22 protein-coding genes are annotated in these 20,784 nt (G+C 58.1%); 12 read left to right on the top strand and 10 right to left on the bottom strand.

The window, feature by feature from the left end; all coding sequences use genetic code 11:
- Positions 1-18 precede the first annotated feature (18 nt).
- Positions 19-927, bottom strand: a complete 909-nt coding sequence (locus BLU63_RS17175; protein ID WP_077749895.1) for a flagellar protein MotY — start codon at positions 925-927, stop codon at positions 19-21.
- A 157-nt stretch (positions 928-1,084) separates the two neighbouring features.
- Between BLU63_RS17175 and pyrC the strand changes: the two genes are divergently transcribed.
- Both pyrC and rnt read left to right on the top strand, forming a co-directional pair.
- Positions 1,085-2,131: a dihydroorotase gene (gene pyrC, locus BLU63_RS17170; protein ID WP_010457678.1), complete on the top strand. Its 1,047-nt coding sequence runs from the start codon at positions 1,085-1,087 to the stop codon at positions 2,129-2,131.
- On the top strand, positions 2,128-2,805 hold the full coding sequence (gene rnt / locus BLU63_RS17165) for a ribonuclease T (RefSeq protein WP_008155580.1): 678 nt from the start codon (positions 2,128-2,130) through the stop codon (positions 2,803-2,805). The genes pyrC and rnt overlap by 4 nt, the downstream gene beginning before the upstream one ends.
- Before the next feature lie 75 nt (positions 2,806-2,880).
- Here the strand turns inward: rnt and BLU63_RS17160 are convergent, their stop codons facing one another.
- Complete coding sequence (locus BLU63_RS17160) at positions 2,881-3,483, bottom strand: peroxiredoxin (RefSeq protein WP_010457682.1); 603 nt, start codon at positions 3,481-3,483, stop codon at positions 2,881-2,883.
- 315 nt (positions 3,484-3,798) lie between these two features.
- Between BLU63_RS17160 and BLU63_RS17155 the strand changes: the two genes are divergently transcribed.
- Both BLU63_RS17155 and bfr read left to right on the top strand, forming a co-directional pair.
- Positions 3,799-4,017, top strand: a complete 219-nt coding sequence (locus tag BLU63_RS17155; protein WP_007943567.1) for a bacterioferritin-associated ferredoxin — start codon at positions 3,799-3,801, stop codon at positions 4,015-4,017.
- A 199-nt stretch (positions 4,018-4,216) separates the two neighbouring features.
- Positions 4,217-4,690, top strand: a complete 474-nt coding sequence (gene bfr, locus BLU63_RS17150) for a bacterioferritin (protein ID WP_010457685.1) — start codon at positions 4,217-4,219, stop codon at positions 4,688-4,690.
- Between the two features lie 221 nt (positions 4,691-4,911).
- On the opposite strand, the gene grxD is transcribed toward bfr, so the two are convergent.
- From grxD to BLU63_RS17125, 5 genes are all read right to left on the bottom strand, one after another.
- Complete coding sequence (gene grxD, locus BLU63_RS17145) at positions 4,912-5,253, bottom strand: Grx4 family monothiol glutaredoxin (RefSeq protein ID WP_010457686.1); 342 nt, start codon at positions 5,251-5,253, stop codon at positions 4,912-4,914.
- A gap of 97 nt (positions 5,254-5,350) precedes the next feature.
- Positions 5,351-7,459, bottom strand: a complete 2,109-nt coding sequence (locus BLU63_RS17140; protein WP_083375849.1) for a molybdopterin oxidoreductase family protein — start codon at positions 7,457-7,459, stop codon at positions 5,351-5,353.
- Positions 7,460-7,593: 134 nt separating this feature from the next.
- Positions 7,594-7,887 (bottom strand): hypothetical protein, encoded by a 294-nt coding sequence (locus BLU63_RS17135; protein ID WP_077749897.1) that lies wholly within the window; start codon positions 7,885-7,887, stop codon positions 7,594-7,596.
- A gap of 156 nt (positions 7,888-8,043) precedes the next feature.
- Entirely contained in the window at positions 8,044-8,379 is a 336-nt protein-coding gene (locus BLU63_RS32785; RefSeq protein WP_138739082.1) for a hypothetical protein, read from the bottom strand.
- Positions 8,360-8,566, bottom strand: coding sequence for a hypothetical protein (locus BLU63_RS17125; RefSeq protein ID WP_010457690.1), 207 nt, complete (start codon positions 8,564-8,566; stop codon positions 8,360-8,362). The genes BLU63_RS32785 and BLU63_RS17125 overlap by 20 nt, the downstream gene beginning before the upstream one ends.
- A 448-nt stretch (positions 8,567-9,014) precedes the next feature.
- Between BLU63_RS17125 and argF the strand changes: the two genes are divergently transcribed.
- The gene (gene argF / locus BLU63_RS17120) at positions 9,015-9,935 is read left to right on the top strand and encodes an ornithine carbamoyltransferase (protein ID WP_010457691.1); all 921 of its coding nucleotides are present in this window, start codon (positions 9,015-9,017) and stop codon (positions 9,933-9,935) included.
- A complete protein-coding gene (locus BLU63_RS17115; RefSeq protein WP_010457692.1) occupies positions 9,932-11,041 on the top strand; it encodes an ABC transporter ATP-binding protein in 1,110 nt (369 codons plus the stop codon). Before argF ends, BLU63_RS17115 begins: the two co-directional genes overlap by 4 nt.
- A gap of 56 nt (positions 11,042-11,097) precedes the next feature.
- Here the strand turns inward: BLU63_RS17115 and BLU63_RS17110 are convergent, their stop codons facing one another.
- Both BLU63_RS17110 and ybaK read right to left on the bottom strand, forming a co-directional pair.
- A complete protein-coding gene (locus BLU63_RS17110; RefSeq protein ID WP_083375848.1) occupies positions 11,098-11,880 on the bottom strand; it encodes a PhzF family phenazine biosynthesis protein in 783 nt (260 codons plus the stop codon).
- Between the two features lie 15 nt (positions 11,881-11,895).
- Positions 11,896-12,366, bottom strand: a complete 471-nt coding sequence (gene ybaK / locus BLU63_RS17105) for a Cys-tRNA(Pro) deacylase (protein ID WP_010457694.1) — start codon at positions 12,364-12,366, stop codon at positions 11,896-11,898.
- 371 nt (positions 12,367-12,737) lie between these two features.
- On the opposite strand from ybaK, the gene BLU63_RS17100 reads away from it, so the two are divergent.
- From BLU63_RS17100 to glpD, 4 genes are all read left to right on the top strand, one after another.
- A complete protein-coding gene (locus BLU63_RS17100; protein ID WP_010457695.1) occupies positions 12,738-13,589 on the top strand; it encodes an MIP/aquaporin family protein in 852 nt (283 codons plus the stop codon).
- Positions 13,590-13,664: 75 nt separating this feature from the next.
- Complete coding sequence (glpK, locus tag BLU63_RS17095; protein ID WP_077749900.1) at positions 13,665-15,170, top strand: glycerol kinase GlpK; 1,506 nt, start codon at positions 13,665-13,667, stop codon at positions 15,168-15,170.
- 94 nt (positions 15,171-15,264) lie between these two features.
- Positions 15,265-16,020 (top strand): DeoR/GlpR family transcriptional regulator, encoded by a 756-nt coding sequence (locus BLU63_RS17090; RefSeq protein WP_010457697.1) that lies wholly within the window; start codon positions 15,265-15,267, stop codon positions 16,018-16,020.
- A 316-nt stretch (positions 16,021-16,336) separates the two neighbouring features.
- Positions 16,337-17,875 (top strand): glycerol-3-phosphate dehydrogenase, encoded by a 1,539-nt coding sequence (gene glpD, locus BLU63_RS17085; RefSeq protein ID WP_010457698.1) that lies wholly within the window; start codon positions 16,337-16,339, stop codon positions 17,873-17,875.
- Positions 17,876-17,936: 61 nt separating this feature from the next.
- Here glpD and BLU63_RS17080 read toward each other — a convergent pair whose 3' ends face one another.
- On the bottom strand, positions 17,937-18,824 hold the full coding sequence (locus BLU63_RS17080) for a LysR family transcriptional regulator (RefSeq protein WP_083375847.1): 888 nt from the start codon (positions 18,822-18,824) through the stop codon (positions 17,937-17,939).
- Between the two features lie 105 nt (positions 18,825-18,929).
- Between BLU63_RS17080 and BLU63_RS17075 the strand changes: the two genes are divergently transcribed.
- Complete coding sequence (locus BLU63_RS17075; RefSeq protein WP_083375846.1) at positions 18,930-20,297, top strand: MFS transporter; 1,368 nt, start codon at positions 18,930-18,932, stop codon at positions 20,295-20,297.
- On the top strand, positions 20,278-20,688 hold the full coding sequence (locus BLU63_RS17070; protein WP_083375845.1) for a DUF4440 domain-containing protein: 411 nt from the start codon (positions 20,278-20,280) through the stop codon (positions 20,686-20,688). The genes BLU63_RS17075 and BLU63_RS17070 overlap by 20 nt, the downstream gene beginning before the upstream one ends.
- Positions 20,689-20,784 lie beyond the last annotated feature (96 nt).

Here is a 20,784-nt window from a genome sequence, read left to right as displayed (position 1 = left end):
GCGACGAATTCAGCAAACTCAGGATGTCGCCGAAGAGCTTCCCGGCGTCGTGGTTTGAGGCGCGACTTTCTCGGTCGGTGCCACCCGCTCCAGGCGCACCGCGACCCGGCGATTCTTCGCGCGGTTGGCGGCGCTGGTGTTCGGCGCCACAGGGTAGCGCTCACCGTGGAAACGCAGGGTGATCTGCGATTCCTGGATGCCATTGGCCTTGAAATAGTCCATCACCGCCAACGCCCGGCGGCGTGACAGCTCGCGGTTGGTCAGGCGATTGCCGCTGTTGTCGGAGTGCCCGTCGAGTTCGATGTGATTGACCGTCGGATCCGCTTTCATGAACTCCAGCATCACCTGCAACTGCGCCTTGGCTTGCGAATCAAGATCAACGCCTTCACCCGGGAAACCGATCTCGGACTGTTTGACCTGCTCGAAATTCTTCGGCAGCAGTTTCGCCACGCAACCCTGGTATTCGTTGAAGGCCTTGCTGAACTTGACCGGCAACAGGCGCACTTCAGAGACGCGGCCATCACCAGAGGAATGCCGGATGACCGGACTGCGGCCGTCCATCAACCCGCTGATCAGGCGACCGGCCTGAACTTGCGAACTGTTGAACAACACGTTGCCGCTGCCGATTCTCACCGATCCCAGATTGATGTCGCCACGTCCCGGTTGCCACGGCGCAGCCGCCGCCAGCAGGGTTGCTGAACCGCCACCGATCATCGCGTTGTAGGCTTTCAGACGAAACGTCGCCTGCTCGCCGGCGCGGCGCACGAATTCACCCGAACCGAAATCGGTAATCGGTTGAGTCAGGCGGCATTCGAACTTGTCACCTTCGACCGTCCACTCGATGCTCTCCAGACGTGTCTGGAAAGTGAGCGCCATCGCAGGGAGGCTGGCAAACACACTGAGCAAGGCTAAATAACGCTGGCGCACGGGAGGCTCCACTGGCTTCTACAACAAAAAGACCGACACACATATTTACGGCATACCTGTTGGATATCGGAAGCTTCCTGCAAAACTTGATAGCGAGTGCCTGAGAGAGTCTTTTCCGGTAGCATTCCCCAGAGTTTGACCCGCCTGGAATCCCCTCATGTCCGACCGCCTGACCCTGCTGCGTCCCGACGACTGGCATATTCATCTTCGCGATGGTGCTGTGTTGACCAATACCGTTGCGGATGTCGCGCGCACCTTTGGTCGCGCCATCATCATGCCCAACCTGGTACCTCCGGTGCGTAACGCCGCTGAAGCCGACGGCTATCGCCAGCGGATTCTCGCTGCACGTCCGGCCGGCAGTCGTTTCGAACCGTTGATGGTGCTGTACCTGACAGACCGCACCCAGCCCGACGAAATTCGCGAGGCCAAGGCCAGCGGTTTCGTTTACGCCGCCAAGCTGTACCCGGCCGGCGCGACCACCAACTCGGACTCGGGTGTCACCAGTATCGACAAGATCTTCCCTGCACTTGAGGCCATGGCCGACGTCGGGATGCCCTTGCTGATTCACGGTGAAGTCACCCGCGGCGATGTCGATGTGTTCGACCGCGAAAAAATCTTCATCGATGAGCATATGCGTCGTGTGGTCGAGCGTTTCCCGACGCTCAAAGTGGTGTTTGAACACATCACCACCGCGGACGCCGTGCAGTTCGTCAACGAGGCTTCGGCCAACGTTGGCGCGACCATCACCGTGCATCACCTGCTGTACAACCGCAATCACATGCTGGTGGGCGGGATTCGGCCACACTTCTATTGCCTGCCGATCCTCAAGCGCAACACCCACCAGGAAGCCCTGCTCGACGCCGCCACCAGCGGCAGCAACAAGTTCTTCCTCGGCACCGACTCGGCGCCTCACGCCCAGCACGCCAAAGAAGCGGCCTGCGGCTGTGCCGGTTGCTACACCGCTTATGCGGCGATCGAGATGTACGCCGAAGCCTTTGAACAACGCAACGCGCTGGACAAGCTTGAAGCCTTCGCCAGCCTCAACGGCCCGCGCTTCTATGGCCTGCCGGTGAACACCGATCGCATCACCCTGGTCCGCGATGAGTGGACCGCCCCAACCAGCCTGCCATTTGGCGAGCTGACCGTAATCCCGCTGCGCGCCGGTGAAAAACTGCGCTGGCGCCTGCTGGAGGAACACGCGTGAGTGAAGACCATTTCGACGACGAACAGGACGGTCAAGGCGGCGGAGGTGGTTCGCGCCACCCCATGGCTGAGCGCTTCCGTGGATACCTGCCAGTTGTTGTCGACGTTGAAACCGGTGGTTTCAACTCTGCCACTGACGCCCTGCTGGAAATCGCCGCGACCACGATCGCCATGGATGAAAAAGGCTTTGTGTATCCCGATCACACCTATTTCTTCCGCGTCGAACCTTTTGAAGGCGCGAACATTGAAGCCGCGGCGCTGGAATTCACCGGGATCAAACTCGATCACCCGCTGCGTATGGCGGTGAGCGAAGAAACGGCCCTGACCGATATCTTCCGTGGTATCCGCAAGGCCCTGAAAGCCAACGGCTGCAAACGGGCAATTCTGGTTGGGCACAACAGCAGCTTTGACCTGGGTTTCCTCAACGCCGCTGTCGCACGCCTGGACATGAAACGTAACCCGTTTCACCCATTCTCCAGTTTCGATACCGCGACCCTCGCTGGCCTGGCTTACGGTCAAACCGTACTGGCCAAGGCTTGCCAGGCGGCGGACATCGACTTCGACGGTCGTGAGGCTCACTCGGCGCGCTACGACACCGAGAAGACGGCCGAGCTGTTCTGCGGCATCGTCAATCGCTGGAAACAAATGGGCGGCTGGGAAGACTTCAACGACTGATCCCGGTCGCTGAATTTCTCCCAACCATAAAAAAACCGGCCTCAGTGGCCGGTTTTTTTATGCCTCGAACGTGCCTTACAGCGCAGCAGCGTTCTCGGTCAGGTAAGCCGCGACGCCTTCGGTCGAAGCCGTCATGCCTTTGTCGCCTTTTTTCCAGTTGGCAGGGCAGACTTCGCCGTGCTCTTCGTGGAATTGCAGCGCGTCGACCAGACGGATCAGCTCTTCCATGTTACGGCCCAGCGGCAGGTCGTTGATGATCTGCGAACGGACAACGCCTTTGTCGTCGATCAGGAACGCGCCACGGAAAGCCACGCCGCCTTCGGACTCAACGTCGTAGGCCTTGGCGATTTCGTGCTTCATGTCGGCAGCCATGGTGTAACGAACCTGGCCGATACCGCCATTGTTCACCGGGGTGTTGCGCCATGCGTTGTGGGTGAAGTGCGAATCGATCGACACCGCGACCACTTCAACGTTGCGCGCCTTGAAGTCAGCCATGCGGTTGTCCAGAGCGATCAGCTCGGACGGGCAAACGAAGGTGAAGTCCAGTGGGTAGAAGAACACCAGGCCGTATTTGCCTTTGATGGCCGAGGACAAGGTGTAGCTGTCAACGATTTCGCCATTGCCGAGGACGGCAGGTACGGTGAAGTCCGGGGCTTGTTTGCCTACGAGTACGCTCATTGAATATCTCCTGGTCTATATATCGTGAAGAACTGGGTTCGTGTCAGCCTGCCACCCTCAGGCGACAGCCCTGTGACACGCCCCCCTTCGCAAGGACCGACCATCATACACGGCGTTTTTGGGCTGTCCTCAACGGTTTTTCAACCGCGCGTCAAATTGGTCGTCGCGACAGGTGATGGCAGAAGCCCGGATGAAAACCGTTCGTCAGTCATACTCGCTTATAACGCGAAGCTTTCAGAAAGCACTTTGACAATCATTCTCGTTAACATTAAGATCCATCGCAACTGAGTCACCACCAGCGACGGTTCTTAGCTTATGTATGTCTGCCTCTGCACTGGCGTCACCGACGGTCAAATCCGCGATGCAATCTATGAAGGTTGCTGCAGCTACAAAGAAGTCCGCCAGGCCACTGGCGTAGCCAGCCAATGCGGTAAATGCGCCTGCCTTGCCAAGGAAGTGGTGCGTGAAACCCTGACCAAATTGCAATCGGCCCAGGCTGCGATTCCTTTCCCTGTAGAATTTACTGCCGCGTAACTACCCTATTCCAAAGAACCGGACTTGATGTCCGGTTTTTTTATGTCTGAAAATCAACTGCTTACGCTCCAGACGCGGAACACAAACATTCTTATTCCGATTAATTTTCATTTAAGTTTCAATAACTTAGGTTTGACACTCTTAGTTGTGCGGCTCAAACTCCGCCTTATTGACAGCTAATACAGGGCAGGACCCCATCATGAAAGGCGACATTACAGTCATCCAGCATCTCAACAAGATCCTTGCCAATGAGCTGGTCGCGATCAATCAATATTTTCTGCATGCGCGCATGTACGAAGATTGGGGTCTGAACAAGCTCGGCAAGCACGAATACCACGAATCCATCGACGAGATGAAACACGCGGACAAGCTGATCAAGCGCATCCTGTTCCTCGAAGGCCTGCCGAACGTCCAGGACCTGGGCAAGCTGCAGATCGGCGAACACACCCAGGAGATGCTCGAATGCGACCTGCGTATTGAGAAAACTGGTCATGCCGACCTCAAGGTTGCCATCGCTCATTGCGAAACCGTGGGTGACTTCGGTAGCCGTGAATTGCTCGAAGATATCCTTGAGTCCGAAGAAGAACACATCGACTGGCTGGAAACTCAACTGGGCCTGATCGATAAAATCGGTCTTGAGAACTATCTGCAATCGCAGATGGGCGAAGAGTAAGTTAGCGCCCGCTAAACTCGAGACAATAAAAAGCCCCGCACTCTTTTATAGAGGCGGGGCTTTTTAATGCCCTTTGTCTCGTCCTGAACAAGGTTTGCACCTGTTTCAGGACGAAACATCTGCAGGAGCGAAGCTTGCTCGCGAAAGCGGTAGTCCAGTCAACTTATGTGCTGAATGTTGTACCGCTTTCGCGAGCAAGCTTCGCGCCTACAGGTACCGGGTCAGGCTTCGGTCTTGTTCGCAGCAGCCGCTTCAACGGCAGCCTTGATCGTGGCCTGCAGCGAACCATCAGCCGACATTTCAGTCATGATGTCGCTACCGCCGACCAGCTCACCACCGACCCACAGTTGCGGGAAGGTTGGCCAGTTGGCGTATTTTGGCAGGTTGGCGCGGATTTCCGGGTTCTGCAGGATGTCCACGTAAGCAAACTTTTCACCACATGCCATCACGGCCTGCGCGGCTTTCGCGGAGAAGCCACACTGCGGGGCATTCGGCGAACCTTTCATGTAAAGCAGAATGGTGTTGTTAGCAATCTGCTCTTTAATCGTTTCGATGATATCCATGGAGCACCTCGGCTGAACTTTCCGACTCAGAGGTCGGCACGGTGGCGCATTGTAACGGAAACCCGAGCGCCATGCTCGGTCTCCCCGACAGACACAATCAAGCCGCCGCCACCGTCACCGGAACACCGTTCAACGCAGCATTCCCCGACAACTCGTCGAGCTGACATTCATCGGTCAGGTCGTTGGCGCTGGAGCCCGGTTGACTACTGGCGATCGTCATCTGCACGCCGGGCCGTGCATGCCCCCAACCGTGAGGAAGACTGACCACGCCTTTCATCATGTCCAGGCTGGCGAGCACTTCCACTTCGATCACACCGACCCGCGAACTGACCCGCACGCGCTGCCCGTCACCGAGTCCACGACTGGCCAGGTCATCCGGGTGCATCAACAATTGATGGCGCGGCTTGCCCTTCACCAGACGGTGATAGTTGTGCATCCACGAGTTGTTGCTGCGCACATGGCGACGACCAATCATCAGCAATTCGTCGGCAGCCGGTGCTTGCAGCGCGGCGAAACGGGCAAGGTCAGCGAGAATCGCAGCCGGCGCGGCCTGGACTCGCTGGTTGGCGGTTTTCAGGCGTGGCGCCAGGTTCGATTTGAGCGCGCCCAGATCGACGCCGTGCGGGTGATCGAACAGCGTCGCCAACGAAAGCTTGTGCGCCGAGGCATCGCCATAAAGCCCCATCCGCAGCCCACGATCGATCATCTGCGCCGGTGCAATGGTCGGTTTCAGCTCCTTGCCGGTCTTCGCCGCAAAAGCCTGGGCCAGGCCGACAAAGATCTCCCAGTCATGCAATGCACCTTCGGGCTTGCCCAGGATCGCCCGGTTGAAACGGGTGACGTTGCGCACCGCGAACATGTTGAACGTGGTGTCGTAGTGATCGTTTTCCAGTGCGGAAGTCGACGGCAGGATCAGGTCGGCATAGCGCGTGGTTTCATTGATGTACAGGTCGATGCTGACCATGAACTCCAGACCGTCCAGCGCCTGTTCCAGTTGCCGGCCATTGGGTGTGGACAGCACCGGATTGCCGGCCACGGTGATCAGCGCACGAACCTGCCCTTCCCCGCCCGTCAGCATCTCTTCCGCCAGGGCCGACACCGGCAACTCACCACCGTACTCGGGACGCCCGGACACCCGGCTCTGCCACAGATTGAAATGCCCACCCGACGTCGAGGCCACCAGATCCACCGCAGGTTCAGTGCACAAGGCACCGCCGACGCGGTCGAGGTTGCCGGTGACCAGGTTGATCAGTTGCACCAGCCAATGACACAGCGTGCCGAAGGCTTGGGTCGAGACGCCCATCCGGCCATAGCAGACCGCTGTCGGCGCCGCCGCGAAATCCCGGGCCAATTGACGAATCTGTTCTGCCGGCACCGCGCACAAGGGGCTCATCGTGTCGGCAGTGAACGTGCTGATCGCCTGACGGACTTCATCCAGACCGTCGACCGGCAAATGGCTGTCGCGGGTCAGACCTTCTGCGAACAAGGTATTGAGCAACCCGAACAACAGCGCCGCATCGCCACCGGGGCGCACGAACAGATGCTGATCGGCTATCGCTGCCGTTTCGCTGCGGCGCGGATCGACCACCACCACTTTGCCGCCCCTGGCCTGAATCGCCTTCAGGCGCTTCTCCACATCCGGCACGGTCATGATGCTGCCGTTGGAGGCCAGGGGATTGCCCCCGAGGATCAACATGAAATCGGTGTTGTCGATGTCCGGAATCGGCAGCAGCAAGCCGTGGCCGTACATCAAATGGCTGGTCAAGTGATGAGGCAACTGATCGACCGAGGTCGCGGAAAACCGGTTGCGGGTTTTCAGCAGGCCCAGGAAATAATTGCTGTGGGTCATCAAGCCATAGTTGTGCACGCTGGGGTTGCCTTGATAAACCGCCACCGCATTCTGCCCGTGATGCTCCTGAATCGCCGCCAGGCGTTCAGCGACCAGGCTGAAAGCGTCTTGCCACTCGATAGGCTGCCATTCGCTGCCCACTCGCAACATCGGCTGACGCAGGCGATCCGGATCGTTCTGGATGTCTTGCAGGGCAACCGCCTTGGGGCAGATGTGCCCACGACTGAACGTATCCAGCGGGTCACCCTTGATTGAGGTGATCTGCACGCCATTGCCTTCGACCTCGGAGGTCTCGATGGTCAGGCCGCAGATGGCTTCACACAGGTGGCAGGCACGGTGATGGAGAGTCTTGGTCATGGCCAGTCTCTGTTTTGTTCTGGGCGGGCAATATCAGCCGCGGGAACAAAACTATGGCGCGTGACCCGCGACTGCGCCAGCGACGTTCGTCTTGTGAATCGACGACCATCAGGCTAGCCGATGGCCGTGCACGATCAATTCGGCGGCAACCTGGGCGGCGGCGCCTGCAACTGGATCTCCTGAATGGTTTCGATCTGTTCCTGGGCGATATGTACGCCGGTGAGCTCGCCGATCAGTCGCCAGTGTTCGTCGAGCCCGGTACTAATGGTTGCCATGCGATCGATCATGCGTCGACCGGCCGCTTTGGTCACTTCGTCTTCACTGCGCATCAATTCGAAGGACATCGACGTCATGGAAGCGGTGAGGTGGGTCAAGGAGCGGGCCGTGAGGCCGAGTAAATCCATTAAAAGCTGTTCTTTCGATTCCATTCCGAAGGCTTCCTGCGTCACTCGTGAGTTAGTTATAACCCAGCACTTTGTATTAGCAAACGTTTCATCCAGAACACGGTGACAACCGGCGCCTTGAACAACAGACAAGACACGAAACGACCTCGTCAAAACCTGCGTTCGACCACACAGACAGGCTCACTGAGGCTGAGAAATCTTCGACGCCTTCTTTTTGAGCGGTGAGGCCAAGGCCGTCCAGATTCCGCCGACCGCCAGCCAAAGCATCACGCCGGACCCGATCAGGATGATAGCTTTCTGGTTTGCCAGGATGCCCAGCTGATGAGGCTCGGCTTGATAGACCTGCAACGCAATATCAATGACGCTCACCACTGTGAACCACGCGACCACCAGGGCAGCTCCATGCTTCAGGTCCGGCGTCGATCGCGCGAGTAGCGAAGCTCCCAGGTAGATTCCAATTGCGACCAATCCCCCCACTACCAAAAACTGGGTCGAATCAATCTGCAATCGCGTCATCCCTGAAATTCTTCACGCCGATAAAAGCGCCGACGATGGCGCCCACCACTGCGCTCGGAACGCCTGGATAAATCGTGCTTGCGATAATCGCGAAGCCCATGACCGTAGAAATGACAGCCATATCGAAGGCCGGCGAAACACGACGAAGGCGCGTCAGACCAGTGTGTCCGGGTTTATTGATCGCCATACAGCGCTCCCTCCCTGGGAGTGTTTGACTTTACGCAGTCGAGAATCCGCAATGAGGCGGATAATACCTGAGCGCAATCCGAAACCCGGCACCTGAAAACGTAACAGCAAACAACTCCGCGAGCTTGTAAGGGGCCCGGAGGGCGCTGTTCAGCGGGTCTTCCATTCTTCGCCGGATATCGAGCCAGATCACGGCAGTTATTGCAATCGAGCTTCGGCACCGTGTACAAATGCTGCTCACAAACTCGCAACGCGGATCGCGTTGTATCGCTTGAAACATGTTGGAAACCGTAAAAAAAGCCTCCTATTGGAAAAACGCGACATTTAATGTCAATATCGCGCCTCCCCCTATTTCGTCGCCCCGTGCGGCTTACGCCGCAGGTCTCGCCCGTTTTTCAGTTAAACAAGGCTTTGAGTATCTGCGGTCTGTTGCAAAAAGGTAGTCAATGATGAGCGCAAGGCACTTTCTCTCCCTGATGGATTGCACGCCCGAAGAGCTGGTCAGCGTGATCCGTCGAGGCGTTGAGCTCAAAGACCTGCGTAACCGCGGCGTGCTGTTCGAGCCTCTGAAAAACCGCGTGCTCGGGATGATTTTCGAGAAGTCCTCGACCCGTACCCGTATTTCGTTCGAAGCCGGCATGATCCAGCTCGGCGGCCAGGCCATCTTCCTGTCGCCGCGCGACACGCAACTGGGCCGTGGCGAGCCGATCGGCGACTGCGCCATCGTGATGTCGAGCATGCTCGACGCCGTGATGATCCGCACCTTTGCCCACAGCACCCTGACCGAATTCGCCGCCAATTCCCGCGTTCCCGTGATCAACGGCCTGTCCGATGACCTGCATCCGTGCCAGTTGCTGGCCGACATGCAGACGTTCCTCGAACATCGCGGCTCGATTCAGGGTAAGACCGTGGCCTGGATCGGCGACGGCAACAACATGTGCAACAGCTATATAGAAGCGGCGATCCAGTTCGACTTCCAGTTGCGCATCGCCTGCCCTGAAGGGTTTGAACCCAACCCGCAGTTCGTGGCCATGGCCGGCGATCGCGTGACCATTGTCCGCGATCCGAAGGATGCCGTGCGCGGCGCCCATCTGGTGAGCACCGATGTCTGGACCTCCATGGGCCAGGAAGAAGAAACCGCCAAGCGCCTGAAGCTGTTCGCGCCGTTCCAGGTGACTCGCGCCCTGCTCGACCTGGCGGCCGAGGATGTGCTGTTCATGCACTGCCTGCCGGCCCACCGTGGCGAGGAAATCAGCCTCGACGTGCTTGATGACAAGCGCTCGGTCGCCTGGGACCAGGCGGAAAACCGCCTTCACGCACAAAAGGCCCTGCTCGAGTTCCTCGTCGAGCCGGCGTATCACCACGCATGAGCCCTCCATTACTGCTTAACCTGCGCAACCTCGCCTGCGGCTATCAAGACCAGCGCGTCGTGCAGAACCTCAACTTGCATTTGAATGCCGGTGACATCGGTTGCCTGCTGGGCTCCTCGGGCTGCGGCAAGACCACCACGCTACGGGCGATTGCCGGTTTCGAACCGGTGCAGGAAGGTGAAATCACCCTCGCAGGCGAGACCATCTCCCGCGCCGGCTTCACCCTTGCCCCGGAGAAACGCCGGATCGGCATGGTGTTCCAGGACTACGCGCTGTTTCCGCATTTGAGCGTGGCCGAGAACATCGCCTTCGGGATCCGCAAGCACCCGCAAAAGGATCGTGTCACCGAAGAGTTGCTGGAGCTGGTCAACCTGAAAAACCTCGGCAAGCGCTTTCCGCACGAGTTGTCCGGTGGTCAGCAGCAGCGTGTCGCACTGGCCCGCGCACTGGCACCGGAACCGCAATTGCTGTTGCTCGACGAACCATTCTCCAACCTCGATGGCGAACTGCGACGCAAGCTCAGCCATGAGGTGCGCGACATTCTCAAAGCCCGTGGCACCAGCGCGATTCTGGTGACCCACGACCAGGAAGAAGCCTTCGCGGTGAGCGATCATGTCGGGGTGTTCAAGGAAGGTCGGCTGGAACAATGGGACACGCCCTACAACCTGTACCACGAGCCACTGACGCCGTTTGTGGCCAGCTTCATTGGCCAGGGTTATTTCATTCGCGGCCAGCTGAGCAGCCCCGAGTCGGTGCAGACCGAATTGGGTGAGTTGCGCGGCAATCGTGCCTACACCTGGCCCGTGGGCGGTGCGGTGGATGTGTTGCTGCGTCCGGACGATATCGTTTATGCACCCGACAGCGGTTTAAAGGCGCGGATTGTCGGTAAGTCGTTCCAGGGAGCCTCGACGTTGTACCGTTTGCAGCTACCGACCGGGGCGCAACTGGAGTCGATTTTCCCGAGCCATGCCGATCATCAAGTCGGTGCCGAAGTGGGTATTCGAGTCGCGGCTGAACACCTGGTGTTGTTCCAGGCATCGGGCAGCACGGCTGCGCAGATTCCAGTGGTAGAGTCCGGTGTCCGCCGCTACAGCACCGCCAGCTAATACACACGGACAAAAAATGTGGGAGCGTGGCTGCTCACTCCCACATCAAGTTTGGGTTAACCGAGAATGAGTGTTCCGCTCGCAACCAGCGTCGCATTCCCGCCAATCTTCACCCGGTCCCCTTCCAGTCGGCAGAACAACGCCCCGCCTCGCTTCGAGCACTGATAAGCGCTGAGACTCGTCTTGCCCAACCGCTTCGACCAATACGGAATCAAGCTGCAATGGGTCGAACCGGTCACCGGGTCTTCATTGATGCCGATTGCCGGGGCAAAGTACCGGGACACGAAATCATGCTGACTCCCCTTGGCGGTGACGATTGCACCCGGCCACGGCAGCTTGGCCAGGGCGATCATGTCTGGCTGGCAGTTGAGCACGGCCTGCTCGGACTCCAACACCACGAACAACTCGTTGGAACCCAGAACATCGACCACTTCGACGCCCAAGGCGCGCTCGACATCCAGGGTCACGCCCACTTCAGATGGCACGATGGCCGGAAAATCCAGCCACAAGCGCCCGTCCTCGCGGCTTACGCTCAACGGGCCGGACTTGCAGATGAAGTCCAGGCGCTCGACCGGCTCCTTATAAATGTCAAATAACACATGCGCACTGGCCAGGGTCGCATGGCCGCACAATGGCACTTCGGTCGTCGGGGTAAACCAGCGAATGTGCCAACCCTGCCCTTCACGCACCACGAAGGCCGTTTCGGCGAGGTTATGTTCGGCGGCAATCTTCTGCATCAACTCATCGGCTAGCCACGCCTCGAGCCGATACACCATGGCCGGGTTACCACTGAACGGACGATCACTGAACGCATCGACTTGATGAAATTCAAGCTGCATAACCTTCTCCCTGATTCAGGCGCGGCCGATATCGGCAAACTTGGCCTGAGTGTGTTCGGCCAGCACCGCCGGCGCCAATTCAACCTCAAGACCGCGCCGGCCGGCGCTGACGAAAATGGTCGCAAAGGGCTGAGCGGAGTTATCGATAAAAGTGCGCAAGCGCTTCTTCTGCCCTAACGGACTGATCCCGCCCAATAGATAACCCGTCGCGCGTTGCGCTGCGGCAGGATCGGCCATTTCGGCTTTTTTCACGCCCGCCGCGTGAGCCAGATGCTTCAAGTCCAAAGTTCCGACGACCGGCACCACCGCTACCAGCAACTCACCTTTCTCACTGGCTGCCAGCAATGTCTTGAACACCTGCGCCGGGTCGAGTCCCAGCTTCTCCGCGGCCTCCAGCCCATAGGACGCAGCCTTTGGATCATGTTCATAACTGTGCACGCGATGTTCGGCTCGAACTTTTTTCAACAAATCCAATGCGGGGGTCATGGCAGCTCCAGAGTGGGCGGCAGTAGAAAAATCCTGCGCTGGATTCTAGGACATTGGTCGGCAAAAGGCTCTATTGCGCCACTGGTTCAGCGGCTTGACGGCACAGGCTGCCGTTCGTCCGTGCCTGGCCGGACGCGTGAACAATACGATCATTCACATGACTAATAGTTGAATTGTGACCGACAGTTCACTTTCGACCTTTGACAGCAGCGTTTCTTGTCTATATTTTTTCGAATCTGAATACTGTACGAATGTGTCATCGCAGCACCCCAGTAGCAGGCCGAGAACAGGATGGGGATTCTGCCTCGGTGGAAAACGCGCTTTGGTCATGATGAAAGAAGCGCCAGACAACAACAAAAACGAGGTTTTCAATGACAACTGCTTTACAACAACCGTCGCTCTCAAGCCAATGCATGGCCGAGTTTCTGGGCACTGCACTGCTTATCTTTTTCGGCACCGGTTGTGTTGCCGCTCTCAAGGTCGCGGGTGCCAGCTTTGGCCTGTGGGAAATCAGCATCATCTGGGGCGTCGGCGTGAGCATGGCGATCTACCTGACCGCCGGGGTTTCCGGGGCTCACCTCAATCCCGCCGTGAGCATCGCACTGAGCATTTTCGCCGACTTCGAAAAACGCAAACTGCCGTTCTATATCCTCGCTCAAATTGCTGGCGCGTTCTGCGGCGCATTTTTGGTCTACACGCTGTACAGCAATCTATTCTTCGATTTCGAACAAACTCACCATATGGTCCGTGGCACCCAGGCGAGCCTCGAATTGGCGTCGGTGTTCTCCACCTTCCCCAACCCGGCCCTGTCCACCGCCCAGGCTTTCCTGGTGGAAGTCATCATCACCGCCATCCTGATGGGCGTGATCATGTCCCTGACCGATGACAACAATGGCCTGCCAAAAGGGCCGCTGGCACCGCTGCTGATTGGCTTGCTGATCGCCGTGATTGGCAGCTCGATGGGCCCGCTGACCGGTTTCGCGATGAACCCGGCGCGTGATTTCGGTCCGAAGCTGATGACTTTCTTCACCGGCTGGGGTGAAATTTCCCTCACCGGCGGCCGCGATATCCCGTATTTCCTGATTCCGATTTTTGCACCGATTGTCGGTGCCTGCCTCGGCGCTGCCGCGTATCGCGGGCTGATTGCCCGTCATCTGCCCAGCGCCACACCTGCTACACAGGACGTAACACCGGCCATTGACGGCAAACCAAGAACTTCTTGATACCGTAGGCGCGTGATCCTGCCCATAAGATCACGCGCCGGACCTCTCTTCCTTTTTTCGTCCAAGGCAATCGACATGACCGACATTCAGAATAAGAACTACATCATTGCCCTCGATCAGGGTACGACCAGCTCCCGCGCGATCATTTTCGACCGCGACGCGAACGTGGTCTGCACCGCCCAGCGCGAATTCGTCCAGCATTACCCGCAAGCCGGTTGGGTCGAACACGACCCGATGGAAATCTTCGCCACCCAAAGCGCCGTGATGGTCGAAGCCCTGGCTCAAGCCGGCCTGCATCACGACCAGGTCGCGGCCATCGGCATCACCAACCAGCGCGAAACCACCGTGGTCTGGGACAAGACCACCGGCCGCCCGATCTACAACGCGATCGTCTGGCAGTGCCGCCGCAGCACCGAGATTTGCCAGCAGCTCAAACGCGACGGCCACGAGCAATACATCAGCGAGACCACCGGCCTGGTCACCGACCCGTACTTCTCCGGCACCAAGCTCAAGTGGATCCTCGACAACGTCGAAGGCAGCCGCGAGCGTGCGCGCAACGGCGAACTGCTGTTCGGGACCGTCGACAGCTGGCTGATCTGGAAATTTACCGGCGGCAAGGTCCACGTCACCGACTACACCAACGCCTCGCGCACCATGCTCTTCAACATCCACACGCTTGAGTGGGACACGAAGATGCTGGAGATACTGGATATTCCGCGCGAGATGCTGCCGGAAGTTAAATCTTCGTCCGAAATCTACGGCCACACCAAAAGCGGCATCGCCATCGGCGGCATCGCTGGCGACCAGCAGGCCGCCCTGTTCGGCCAGATGTGCGTCGAGCCGGGCCAGGCGAAAAACACCTACGGCACCGGCTGCTTCCTGCTGATGAACACGGGCGACAAAGCCGTGAAGTCCAAGCACGGCATGCTCACCACCATCGCCTGCGGCCCACGTGGCGAAGTGGCTTACGCGCTCGAAGGCGCAGTGTTCAACGGTGGTTCGACCGTTCAGTGGTTGCGTGACGAACTGAAGATCATCAACGACGCCCACGACACCGAATACTTCGCCAACAAGGTCAAGGACAGCAACGGCGTGTACCTGGTGCCAGCCTTCACCGGCCTCGGCGCGCCTTACTGGGACCCGTATGCCCGTGGCGCCCTGTTCGGTCTGACCCGCGGCGTGCGTGTGGATCACATTATTCGTGCAGCCCTGGAGTCGATTGCCTACCAGACCCGCGACGTGCTGGACGCCATGCAACAGGATTCCGGCGAACGTCTGAAATCCCTGCGCGTGGACGGCGGCGCGGTTGCGAACAACTTCCTGATGCAGTTCCAGGCCGACATCCTCGGCACTCAGGTCGAGCGTCCGCAAATGCGCGAAACCACTGCACTGGGCGCCGCTTACCTGGCCGGCCTGGCGTGTGGCTTCTGGGGCAGCCTGGATGAGCTACGCGGCAAGGCGGTGATCGAACGCGAATTCGAACCGACCCTGGACGAAACCGCCAAGGAAAAACTCTACGCTGGCTGGAAAAAAGCCGTCAGCCGCACCCGCGACTGGGAACCACATGAAGGCGCTGAATAAGCCAACCTGAGTACTCGTATCGGTATGTAACTGGTAGGGAGCAGATTCCTGCGGCATCATGGGCAAATTTTGCACGGCAGCCAAAGGAAGCCCCATGAATCTGCCTCCCCGTCAGCAGCAAATCCTCGAACTGGTCCGCGAACGCGGCTATGTCAGCATCGAGGAAATGGCTACGCTGTTCGTCGTTACACCGCAAACCATCCGCCGCGATATCAATCAGCTCGCGGAAGCCAATTTGTTGCGTCGCTACCATGGCGGCGCAGCCTACGATTCCAGTGTCGAGAACACCGCCTACGCCATGCGCGCCGACCAGATGCGCGATGAGAAGCAGCGTATCGGTGAAGCCATTGCGGCTCAGATCCCGGATCACGCCTCGCTGTTCATCAATATCGGTACTACCACCGAATCGATTGCCCGGGCGCTGCTCAACCACAACCACTTGAAAATCATCACCAACAACCTGCACGTGGCCTCGATGCTCAGCGCCAAGGACGACTTCGACGTTCTGCTGACGGGCGGCAATGTGCGGCGCGACGGTGGCGTGGTCGGCCAGGCGAGTGTCGATTTCATCAACCAGTTCAAAGTCGACTTTGCCTTGGTCGGCATCAGCGGTATCGATGAAGACGGCAGCCTGCTGGACTTCGATTATCAGGAAGTGCGGGTATCCCAGGCGATCATCGCCAACGCCCGGAAGGTCATTCTGGCGGCCGACTCCAGCAAATTCGGGCGCAACGCCATGATTCGCCTGGGGCCGATCAGCCTGATTGATTGCCTGGTCACCGACCAACAACCTTCGCCGGCGCTGGCGCAACTGCTGAGTCAGCACAAGATTCGGCTGGAAGTCGTTTAACCCTCTCCAAACAGCGCGCTCCCTTGTGGCGAGGGAGCTTGCTCCCGCTGGGCTGCGAAGCAGCCCTGAAACCGGTAATCGTTGTATTTCAGGAAGAGCGTGTCGACTGATTTGCGTCTGCTGAGCAAGCTCCCTCGCCACAAAAGCCTCCACCCCCCTCATTTAATGTTCGTATATTTTCCTTTTTCGGTCCTTCGATCAGTATTTTCAATCGAAGTTGACTGGCTGTGGGCGGCTTTATGGGCTACCATTTTCGCAAATGAACATTAATGTTCGAATTCCAATACAGAAAATCAAAAGAGCCCGAGGCCAGCCGATGCCCACTTCTACCTTGCCTACGCCCCCTCTCGCTGAGGTCTACGACATCGCCGTCATCGGTGGTGGGATCAATGGCGTTGGGATCGCAGCGGATGCCGCCGGTCGCGGCCTTTCGGTGTTCCTTTGCGAAAAAGATGACCTGGCCAGCCACACTTCGTCGGCCAGCAGCAAGCTGATCCACGGCGGCTTGCGCTACCTCGAACATTACGAATTCCGCCTGGTACGCGAAGCCCTCGCCGAACGCGAGGTGCTGCTGGCCAAGGCGCCGCACATCGTCAAGCAAATGCGCTTCGTGTTGCCGCACCGTCCGCACCTGCGTCCAGCCTGGATGATCCGCGCCGGCCTGTTCCTGTATGACAACCTCGGCAAGCGGGAAAAACTCGAAGGCTCGAAAAGCCTGAAGTTCGGTCCGGACAGCCCGCTGAAAAGCGAAATCACCAAAGGCTTCGAATACTCCGATTGCTGGGTCGACGATGCGCGCCTGGTGGTGCTGAACGCCATGGCCGCCCGCGAGAAAGGCGCCCACGTTCACACCCAGACCCGCTGCGTCAGTGCCCGTCGTACCAAGGGCCTGTGGCATCTGCACCTGGAGCGCGCCGACGGCAGCCTGTTTTCGATCCGCGCCAAAGCGCTGGTGAACGCCGCCGGCCCTTGGGTCGCCAAGTTCATTCGTGATGACCTGAAGATGGAATCGCCCTACGGCATTCGCCTGATTCAGGGCAGCCACCTGATCGTGCCGAAACTGTATGAAGGCGAACACGCGCACATTCTGCAAAACGAAGATCAGCGCATCGTCTTCACCATTCCGTACCTCAATCACTTCACCCTGATCGGCACCACCGACCGCGAGTACACCGGCGATCCGGCCAAAGTGGCGATCACCGAAGGCGAAACCGATTACCTGCTGAAAGTGGTCAACGCCCACTTCAAGAAGCAGATCAGCCGCGACGATATCCTGCACAGCTATTCCGGTGTCCGTCCGCTGTGCAACGACGAATCCGACAACCCGTCAGCCGTCACTCGCGACTACACCTTGGCGCTCTCGGGCACTGGCGAAGAAGCGCCGTTGCTGTCGGTGTTCGGCGGCAAGCTGACCACTTACCGCAAACTGGCCGAATCGGCGCTGGCACAATTGGCGCCGTACTTCACGCACATCAAGCCAAGCTGGACTGCCAGCGCCACCCTGCCGGGCGGCGAAGACATGACCACCCCGCAGGCGCTGAGCTCGCTGATTCGCGACAAGTTCGACTGGGTTCCGACTGAAATCTCACGCCGCTGGGCAACCACCTATGGCAGCCGCACCTGGCGCATGATGGAAGGCGTGCAGAACCTCAACGACCTGGGCGACCACATCGGCGGCGGTCTCTACACCCGCGAAGTCGATTACCTGTGCAGCGAAGAGTGGGCAACCACCGCCCATGACATTCTGTGGCGCCGCAGTAAATTGGGCTTGTTCACTACCCCGGCGGAACAGCAGAAACTGGTGGATTACCTGAGCAAGGTCGAGCAGAACCGCAGCAAGATCGAAGCGGCCTGATCGCCATCCGTTTAAATGAAAGCCCCTGAATCCGACGATTCAGGGGCTTTTTTGCAGGCGCTCATTGCGCCAGATGCAGCAACAGGAAATCAATGAACGCCCTCGTTTTGTGGGGCAAATGCGGGCTGTTGGGAAACACCACGTTGACGGACTGCGAGGGCAGCGAATAGTCGGGCAACAGGCGAATCAGCCGCTCGCTGGCGATGTCGTCCTTGACCACCCAGGCGGGCAGCACCGAGACGCCCAGCGACGACAACGTCATGGAGCGAATGGCCGTGGAAGAGTTGGATTCAAACTGATTGATCCCGTTGATCTCGACAGCCCCTGATTGCGGATGACGCAACGTCCACTGGGTCGGTGCCTGCAGGTTGCTGTTGGCGATCCACGGCACCGAGTTCAGGTCCTGAGGCGTTTGCACCGGGTGACGGGCAAGAAACGTCTGCGTAGCCACCAGGACAATTTCATAATCCGCCAGCTTACGGCTCTTGAAAGCCGAGTCTGCCAAGTTGCCCAGACGAATAACCAGGTCTAACTTTTCCGCCACCAGATCATTGAGTGAAGAATTAAAGTCATAGCAAAGTTTTATTTCCGGATAGCGCTCTATAAATTGCGGTATCAACGGAAGGATATAAGCCTCGCCGTATTCTATGGTGGAACTGAACCGCAACTTGCCGGTGACACGGTTATGACCTTTCAATACATTATCGAAGGCACTATCGATGTCCGCGACAATACCTTTGAACGCTTCATAAAAATCCTGACCTATTTCCGTGAGGGAGATATTTCGGGTATTTCGAATCAACAACGTTGCAGACAGCACATCCTCCAGCGCCTTGACATGCAGGCTGGCCATGGCTTTGCTGATGTTCAGGTAATTGGCGGCCTTGGTGTAAGAACCAAAATCGACCACCGCCAGAAATGTCTGTACCCGATTAAGATGAGTGTGCATAGCAATAGAGCTCACTGTTCAATCCCGTCAAACATTGTTTCAAGGATAGTCGTATCGACAGTTCAAGTCCATCGCCCCTATGCTTTGCGACAAAGGGGAAACAACATGACCTATCGCTACAAAGTTGCACTGATATTTCTCATCGGCTTTTTTATAGACTGCATTAACATCTTTATATCGGCGGTCGCACTACCGACTCTATCGGCGGCGCTGCACGTTAGTACTTCAGACGTTGCCTGGGTGGCTAACGCTTATATTCTGGGGCTGACACTGATCATCCCGGTCAGCACCTGGCTGGCCGGTCGTTTTGGCAGTCGGGAAATCCTCACCGCCTCGATGATCCTGTTCACAGCCTCCGTGTGGATGTGCGGGCTGGCCGACAGTTTCAACGAGCTGGTGATCTGGCGCTTCGTCCAGGGGATGGGCGGCGGTCTGTTGATTCCAGTCGGCCAGGCACTGACATTCAACCTGTTCAAGGGTGAGCAGCGGGCGAAAATATCCACGTTGGTCATGGCTGTTGCCCTGATAGCGCCCGCCATTTCACCGACCATCGGCGGCATCATCGTCGACAGCAGTTCCTGGCGCTGGGTGTTCTACAGCAACATCCCGTTCTCGCTGATCGCGGCTTTGCTGTCCTGGTTCTGGATCAACGAAGCGCGGCCGACAAGTTTGCCCCGGCCCGACATCAAGGGTTTGCTGCTGGTCAGCGCCGCACTCGGCAGCCTGTTGATGGGCATGTCGTTGTATGGCGGCGACGCTCCGGCCTGGGTGGCCGCCCTCTTCGTCACGGCCGGCGTTACGTTTGTCCTCCTGTACGGGCTGCACTACCGCCGCTGCAAAAACCCGATCATTGAACTGAGCCTGCTCAAAAGCAAAAAACTCAGCACCTCCATCTTTATCTATTACGCGATTCCCGGTGTGTTCACGGGGGTCAACCTGATGAGCATCTTCTTCCTGCAAAACACCCTGCACTTCAGCGCCCGACTGACAGGGATGTTCATGATCCTCTACGCCATCGGCGCGTTCATCGCGATGCTGATCTGTGGCCGGACCTACAACCGGATGGGCGCCAAGCGGTTGTTTGCCCTCGGCATGCTGTTGCACAGCGCCGGCATCGCCACCCTGTTATTGGTCAACGATCCCTCGGACCTCTGGGTAATAGTCATCGCCTACAGCTTGATGGGGATTGGCGGTGGCATCGGTGCCAACACCGCACAAACCACATCGCTGATGGACTTCGAGGGCAATGACACGCACAAGGCCAGTGTCATCTGGAACATCAACCGACAGATGTCATTCAGCATCGGTGCCGCCCTGTTCCTGATGGTTTTCAACCTGCTCTTGAAGCACTTCGATACCACCCAGGCCTATCACGCGACCTTCGCCATCGCCTCGCTGGTGGGCCTGTTTCCACTCTTTCAACTGAGTCAGTTGAACACTCAAAAGGACTGTCATGCACAACGAAATAGTTGAACTGGCGCACCACAGCGTTCATCACGTGCACGAGTTGATTCAAACCCTGTTCTCCGATGCAAACGGTCAGGGACAGGCCATGCTCGAGCCGCTGATGTCGGCATTCGCCGAGGACTTCAGCATGGTCACCACCTCGGCCGCCATCGTCAGCCGGGCGACGGTCGAACAGATGTTCAAGGGTGCAATCGGCGCCAAGCCAGGTCTGGAGATCATCATCAGCGACCTGCAAACGGTCTGGCAGGAAGGCCACAGCGTGGCGATCCGCTACAAGGAAACCCATCGCCTCGACCAGCGCGAAAGCTCAAGGGTTTCGGTGGCGATCATTGGCCTGCATCACCACAACGCCCAGTGGATCTACCTGCATGAAACGCCGCTAAGCCAGGAAAGCTGATTTTTCGATGATCAGCTGGCAGCCCCAAACACTATTCGGTTTTCCGAACACGACCTGTCGGTCGATTCGGTTAACCGGATTATCCCCCACAAAAAA

Source organism: Pseudomonas mandelii, assembly GCF_900106065.1.
Taxonomy (GTDB): domain Bacteria; phylum Pseudomonadota; class Gammaproteobacteria; order Pseudomonadales; family Pseudomonadaceae; genus Aquipseudomonas; species Aquipseudomonas mandelii.
The sequence above is the reverse complement of the archived record's forward strand: the minus strand, read 5'-3'. Positions and strand labels throughout refer to the sequence as shown.